This window comes from Roseibium sp. (assembly GCF_025698965.1).
GTDB lineage: Bacteria > Pseudomonadota > Alphaproteobacteria > Rhizobiales > Stappiaceae > Roseibium.
Map to the genome: position 1 here is coordinate 1 of NZ_JAILWL010000364.1, position 6,714 is coordinate 6,714.

Consider the following 6,714-nt stretch of genomic DNA (forward strand, 5'->3'; position numbering starts at 1 on the left):
TTCTGGCGATCACCAAGACGCTGAGTCGCCAGCGGAATACAATCGCCGGTCTGGCTGAAGGTGAGTTGGATGTTGAGGTTTCGGATACCGATCGTCCGGACGAAATTGGTGACATCGCTCGGGCGGCGGAAGTGTTCAAGGAAAAGCTCATTCGCCAGAAACACCTTGAAGAAGAAGCAGAGGCTGGCCGGATTCAGCGGCGCAAGAGATCCGAGACGCTGGAAAACGCAATCCACCATTTCGAGAGCTCGGTTTCCTCCATTCAGCAGCAGCTCTCAAACGAAACCAGCGGAATGAAAAGCAGTGCGCGTGAAATGGTGAAAATCGCGATGCATGCCGATGAAAGCGCCCAGGCTGCAAATTCTGCTACGGAGGAAGCAACGACCAACGTACAGACGGTCGCCTCGGCTGCGGCGGAACTGTCCGCGTCCATCAACGAGATTTCGAGGCAGGCATCAACTGCCACGGAGATTTCAGCATCTGCTGCCGAGACGGCAGTTGCCGCGGACCGCGACATTTCCCTGCTCGCCGAAACAGCAGACAAGATCGGCGAAGTTGTCGAGATCATCCGTGCAATTGCCGAGCAGACCAACCTGCTGGCGCTGAATGCAACGATCGAGGCAGCGCGAGCAGGTGAGGCCGGCAAGGGCTTTGCAGTCGTGGCGGCCGAGGTGAAAGAACTGTCGACGCAGACCGCTCGGGCGACCGACGAGATTGCGAGTCAGATTTCCGGTGTTCAAAACTCGACCCAGAAGTCAGTGGCTGCGATCCGGTCGATTGTTGAAAGGATTGAAGAAGTCCGGTCCGTGAGCGAGACAATCTCCACGTCTGTCGATGAGCAAAACGCTGCAACAGGGGAAATCACCCAGAGCATCACGCTTGCTTCGGACGGAGCGTCTTCGGCAGCTTCCAATGTTGCGGGTGTCTCGGGTTCGATCGATCAGACCCGCCAGCAATCTGAAACAATGAGCCAGTCGGCGGAACAACTTGGCGAGGTGGCTTCCGATCTCTCCGATGCTGTGAGCCGGTTCCTGAACGAAGTTCGCGAGGAAGAGGCGGCGTAAAGAACCAGGGCACCAAAAAGTTCTTTACGTCACTCTGAAGACCGGGGACCTCCCGCCCCCGGTCTTTTCTTGTTTCCGGAGCCATTCTGTCCCCACCAATTCCTTGATATCCGTCTCGCTATTGACGTTTTGTTGCTATATTGTTCTCCGAAAGATCTTTTAATATTCGGACCAGCAAACCATGGCAGACCCGGACGGGTACGACGATCCATTTGACGATCCCTTTCAGCCGGTCAGCACACGTGCTGAACCTGCCCCTGTGCCTCAAAGACCTGAACGAGGGCCACAGGGAGGGATCGCAGCGCGCGCCATGGCGGCGCGGCGCGCTCCGGACTATCTGACCGGTCTGAACCCCGAGCAGCGGCTCGCCGTTGAAACTACCGAGGGTCCGTTGCTGGTTCTTGCGGGTGCAGGAACGGGCAAAACCCGTGTCCTGACAACGCGGATCGCTCATATTCTGGCAACCGGTCTGGCCCGTCCGTCGGAAATTCTCGCCGTTACCTTTACCAACAAGGCAGCGCGGGAAATGAAAGAGCGCATTGCCGGTTTTGTCGGTGGTAATGTGGAAGGCATGGCCTGGCTTGGGACGTTTCACTCGATCTGCGTGAAGATCCTGCGCAAGCATGCTGAACTGGTTGGCCTCAAGTCCAGTTTTTCCATTCTGGATACCGACGACCAGATACGCTTGATCAAGCAGATCATTCAGGCCGAGGGCTTGGACGACAAGCGTTGGACCGCCAAGGCCTTTGCGGGCATTCTTGATGGTTGGAAGAACCGGGCACTTACACCGGACCAGGTACCCGAGGGCGAAGTTCGGGCATTTGCCAACGGCAAGGGACGGAAACTCTATCAGGAGTATCAGGAGCGCCTGTCGATCCTGAATGCAGCTGATTTCGGAGATTTACTCCTCCACGTCATCACCTTGTTCAAAACGCGGCCGGACGTACTGAAAGAGTATCAGAACCGGTTTCGCTATATGCTGGTTGACGAGTATCAGGATACGAATATTGCGCAATATCTCTGGTTGCGTCTGCTTGCCCAGGGCAACCCGAATGTGTGCTGTGTCGGAGACGACGACCAATCGATCTATGGCTGGCGCGGTGCGGAAGTCGACAATATCCTGCGCTTCGAACATGATTTCAAGGGGGCGGTGGTCATCCGCCTGGAGCGCAATTACCGCTCGACAAGCCATATTCTGGCCGCAGCTTCTCATCTGATTTCCTTTAACGAGGGGCGATTGGGAAAGACGCTGTTTACAGATTTCGAAGAGCCGGACCATGACCTCGTCTCAGTTGCCTCGGTTTGGGATTCGGAAGAAGAAGCTCGCACCATCGGTGATGAAATCGAGTCGTTGCAGACGAAGGGACACTCTCTCAATGAAATGGCGGTCCTGGTGCGTGCTTCCTTCCAGATGCGTGAGTTTGAAGACCGGTTCGTGACGCTTGGTCTCAATTACCGTGTCATCGGAGGGCCACGCTTTTACGAGCGGATGGAAATCCGTGATGCCATGGCCTATTTCCGCTGCGTTGTCCAACCGTCCGACGATCTGGCCTTCGAGAGGATCGTGAACACACCCAAGCGGGGATTGGGAGATGCGACGCTGAAGCTGGTTCACGGACTTGCGCGAGCAGAGCGTATTCCCCTGATGCAAGCGGCAAGTCAGCTTATCGACACGGAAGAATTGAAGCCGAAGCCGAGAAATGCCCTCAAGACCGTGCTGGACAATTTTGAACGCTGGCGACGCCAGCTCGATCAGTTGAAGCACACCGAACTGGCGGAGATCGTTCTTGATGAAAGCGGCTACACCGAAATGTGGCGGCAGGACCGGTCCGCGGAAGCGCCGGGACGTCTGGACAACCTGAAAGAGCTCGTGCGGTCAATGGAAGAGTTTGAATCCATGTCCGGCTTTCTGGAGCATATCGCGCTGGTCATGGACCGTGACAATGCGGATGCAACCGATGCTGTGTCCATCATGACATTGCATTCCGCAAAGGGGCTTGAATTCGACACCGTTTTCCTACCCGGATGGGAAGAGGGCCTGTTTCCCCACCAACGGTCTCTCGACGAAAGTGGACGAGCGGGCTTGGAAGAAGAGCGCCGGCTTGCCTATGTCGGCATCACCCGGGCCAAGAGACGGGCAAAGCTCTATTTTGCTTCGAACCGGCGGATACATGGGCTCTGGCAATCCACTGTTCCCTCCCGCTTCCTGGATGAACTGCCGCCCGATCACGTCGAAATTGCTGAGGCGTCTTCAAATTATGGCGGTTACGCCGGCGGCGGATACGGACCGTCGCGCTTTGACAGCAATGATCCGTTCGAAAGCGGCAGCTATTCTACGCCTGGCTGGAAGCGTGCGCAGCGGGCGCGGCAGTCCTCGGACGGCTTTTCCGAAGGCGGCAGAGGCTATCAGTCGGCCCGCATGAAACGGCAGGGCCCTCTGACGATCGAAGGCGAGCTGGTGGCTAAATCCGTAAGCGAAACACCGTCCGACTATTCGATTGGCGAAAGAGTGTTCCACATCAAGTTCGGTTACGGCGCCATCAAGTCCATCGAAGGCAACAAACTGACCATCGATTTTGAAAAAGCCGGAGTGAAAAAAGTTATCGACAGTTTTGTTGAGCGGCACTGAGTTTCAGGCGATAACCTTGAGCACATCCCAACAAATGAACCGACAATCGAGGGATGTGGTCCAGCTTCTCCGCAAGGCTTTGCCGAAAAGAAAAAGCCGGCCACATTCTGTGGCCGGCCGGTTTCCTAAAATAGTAGATAATCGATATTTTTGGGCGGTCACGATTTGCCACCGTTTAGGAAACCTAGCCTGAGTATGGTGGGGTCTCAGGCATTCGTTGAACTCTTAAACTCTATAGTCAGCAAGCATTGATTTGACGCCGGGAGACGGCTGATCGCCCCGATCGTCGTAACCGAAACCGGTCTGCAGGTTTGCCAATACGGTCTTCATCAGACTGTCCCCCGCCTTCATGGAATTCCCCTCCGCTTGAGAGGCCTTCGGGGCACCAAACTCACCGTCCTCGAACATTCCCATCAAGTGGTCCGCCTGTTCTGGGGTGAGGGTGCCTGTGTCAACCTGATCAGCCAGCATGGCTTCAAAATTTGCGCGCAGTTCGTCTATTGAAGGGGGAGGGGAAAAAGCGGCGGGGGAGCGATCCGCGATGTGGTCTGCATAGAAGGCAACCAGTGCTTCATACATGGCGGCCATCTGGTCCAGGAAAGCGTTCTTGTCTTCCAGATTTATCGTGCTGGCTTCCGCACGGGCAGCCAAATTGCTGAATGCTTCGTGCCGCTTGGATCTCTTGTGCGGCAACGAAGGCATTGAGCCGATTGACATCATATCGCTGCTCCTGTTACGGATCATTACATCAGTACTTTTGACAACTTTGTAGACGAATAAATTTGTGTTGTCCTATGCCAATTCGGGTGGTTGTTTTCGGTATGTTTCGTGAGGAGTTGATAGAAGCGTCCAGAAACATGTTTCTGATAAACCAAGGTATCAAATCCACCTTGGTTCGCGCATAGACACCGCCTCATGAATAGATCTCAGCACATCCTTGTCGTAGAAGATGATTTTGAAATCGGACTTTTGATCAAACGGCACCTTGTCGCCAATGACTTCAAGGTGACGCTTGCAACCGATGCCGTTGAAATGGACCGGGTCCTTGCGGGAAACCGCGTGGATCTGATTGTTCTGGACATTATGTTGCCAGGAGAAGACGGAATCAGCATCTGCCGCCGGCTGCGCGCAATTGGCAATATTCCCATCATCATAGTCTCTGCCAAAAGAGACGAGATAGATCGAATCGTCGGGCTCGAAGTCGGTGCCGATGACTATTTGACCAAGCCGTTCAATCCGAGAGAGCTGATCGCGCGCGTTCGTGCCATGTTCCGACGAGTTGAACTGGCGGGAGTTGCCACATCCGCAACCTCGGAAAATCTGTGTTTCGAGAACTGGGTCATGGACTGCAGGGCCCGCAGCCTATTCAACGCGGAAAAGTCTCTTGTCGCGCTCACACCAGCAGAATTCAATCTGCTCCAGGTCATGGTCGAGCGTGAGGGGCATGTTTTGAGCCGGGATCAGCTTATTGAACTGATGCTCGGTCAAATCGGTCCTTCGAATGGCCGCAATATCGACATTCTCATCAGTCGACTTCGTTCGAAACTGGAAGCGGCAGGTGCGCCATACATGTTCATTCGAACCGTTCGTTCCGGCGGGTATGAGTTTATCGCCCCTGTAACCCGACAGCGATAACACGCGCGCACTTCAGAAAAACCGGCCCAACTTGTTGCGGGCCGGTTTGATGGAGAGGACGGTGTGGCACATTGGCGTCACTTAGCATCACCTTTCCGGGGATAGGTGTCCGCCTCTACTAGCTCAAGTCGCCGGGATGGTCCTCAGACCTTAAAATCGGCAAGCATTGAACCGACGCTTGATGAAGACTTGTCTCCCTGATCGGTGTACACGGAACCGCTCTGTAGCTGTTCCAAAACCGCGCTCATCAGTTCTCCCATCATTTCAGGAGGAATGCCGTTGGCAGGCGGAGGACCTTTCGGGCGGCCAAGTTCCCCGTTCTCGATCATTTCCGTCATATGGTCAGCCTGTTCCTGTGAAAGGGTTCCGGCATCGACCTGATCCGACAACAGGGATTCAAATTTCGCTTGTACTTCTTCCTTCGAGGGGGGAGGGGTGCCTGGGGCCGGAGCGTTTTCCGCACGCTCCGCGTGCATTGCGTCCAGAGCTTCCAGAATTGCATCTTGATCGCCGGCGGAAATCTCACCGGCTTGAACCTGGGCGGTCAGATTGCTCACGGCGACGTCGCGAGCTGATCCTCCAGGTGGAATCACGGGCATTGAGTCGAATGAAATCATATCGTTGCTCCTAAAAAGTACCTCTTAGCCCGCTCGTTCGTAACCGTTGAAACAATATGGTTAACAATCCCTTACAGCTGTTAGTTTCGAAATATTTCCCGAATGTGTATAGAAATGTCGAGAAACAAAATTCTAAAGACGCACTGTATGAAATACCGATTGGTTCGCGCATAGACTTCGCTGCATGAACAGATCACACCACATCCTAGTTGTTGAAGACGACCTTGAAATCAGCCTTTTGATCAAGCGGCATCTGATGGCCAACGACTTCAAGGTAACCCTGGCAAAAGACGCCGCTGAAATGGACCGCATTCTTACAAGCAGTCGGGTGGACCTTGTCATCCTGGACATCATGCTGCCTGGTGAAGACGGCATCAATATTTGCCGCCGCCTGCGTGCCGGCAGTAATACTCCTATTATTATAGTCTCTGCAAAAAGGGACGATATCGATCGTGTCATCGGCCTTGAAGTCGGTGCCGATGATTATCTGCCCAAGCCATTTAATCCGCGTGAGCTCGTTGCGCGCGTCAGGGCCTTGTTCCGCAGAGTTGAGCTGGCAGGTGTCGCGGCCTCTGTAAACACAGGTAAGTTGCATTTTGAGAATTGGGTCATGGATTGCAAAACACGCAATTTGTTTAATGCGGAAAAGTCACTTGTGTTTCTGACACCGGCGGAATTCAATCTGCTTCAAGTGATGGCGGAACGGGAAGGACATGTCCTTAGCCGGGATCAGCTGATAGAGCTGATGCTCGGTCAAATAGGCCCCTCC

At 54.3% G+C, this 6,714-nt stretch carries 6 protein-coding genes; 4 read left to right on the forward strand and 2 right to left on the reverse strand.

Features of this window, described 5'->3' with window-relative positions; all coding sequences use genetic code 11:
- Both K5905_RS23890 and K5905_RS23895 read left to right on the forward strand, forming a co-directional pair.
- Window positions 1-1,064 (forward strand): methyl-accepting chemotaxis protein (locus tag K5905_RS23890; protein WP_297588666.1); only part of this gene is annotated, 1,064 nt, incomplete at its 5' end.
- Between the two features lie 181 nt (window positions 1,065-1,245).
- Window positions 1,246-3,693 (forward strand): ATP-dependent helicase, encoded by a 2,448-nt coding sequence (locus K5905_RS23895; protein ID WP_297588668.1) that lies wholly within the window; start codon window positions 1,246-1,248, stop codon window positions 3,691-3,693.
- Window positions 3,694-3,918: 225 nt separating this feature from the next.
- Here K5905_RS23895 and K5905_RS23900 read toward each other — a convergent pair whose 3' ends face one another.
- Window positions 3,919-4,410, reverse strand: a complete 492-nt coding sequence (locus tag K5905_RS23900; protein ID WP_297588670.1) for a hypothetical protein — start codon at window positions 4,408-4,410, stop codon at window positions 3,919-3,921.
- A 198-nt stretch (window positions 4,411-4,608) separates the two neighbouring features.
- On the opposite strand from K5905_RS23900, the gene K5905_RS23905 reads away from it, so the two are divergent.
- Window positions 4,609-5,328 carry a response regulator gene (locus K5905_RS23905; protein ID WP_297588672.1) on the forward strand — a complete coding sequence of 240 codons (720 nt, stop codon included), beginning with the start codon at window positions 4,609-4,611 and terminating at the stop codon, window positions 5,326-5,328.
- Window positions 5,329-5,471: 143 nt separating this feature from the next.
- Here the strand turns inward: K5905_RS23905 and K5905_RS23910 are convergent, their stop codons facing one another.
- On the reverse strand, window positions 5,472-5,945 hold the full coding sequence (locus tag K5905_RS23910; protein WP_297588674.1) for a hypothetical protein: 474 nt from the start codon (window positions 5,943-5,945) through the stop codon (window positions 5,472-5,474).
- A 184-nt stretch (window positions 5,946-6,129) separates the two neighbouring features.
- On the opposite strand from K5905_RS23910, the gene K5905_RS23915 reads away from it, so the two are divergent.
- Window positions 6,130-6,714 (forward strand): response regulator (locus K5905_RS23915; RefSeq protein WP_297588676.1); only part of this gene is annotated, 585 nt, incomplete at its 3' end.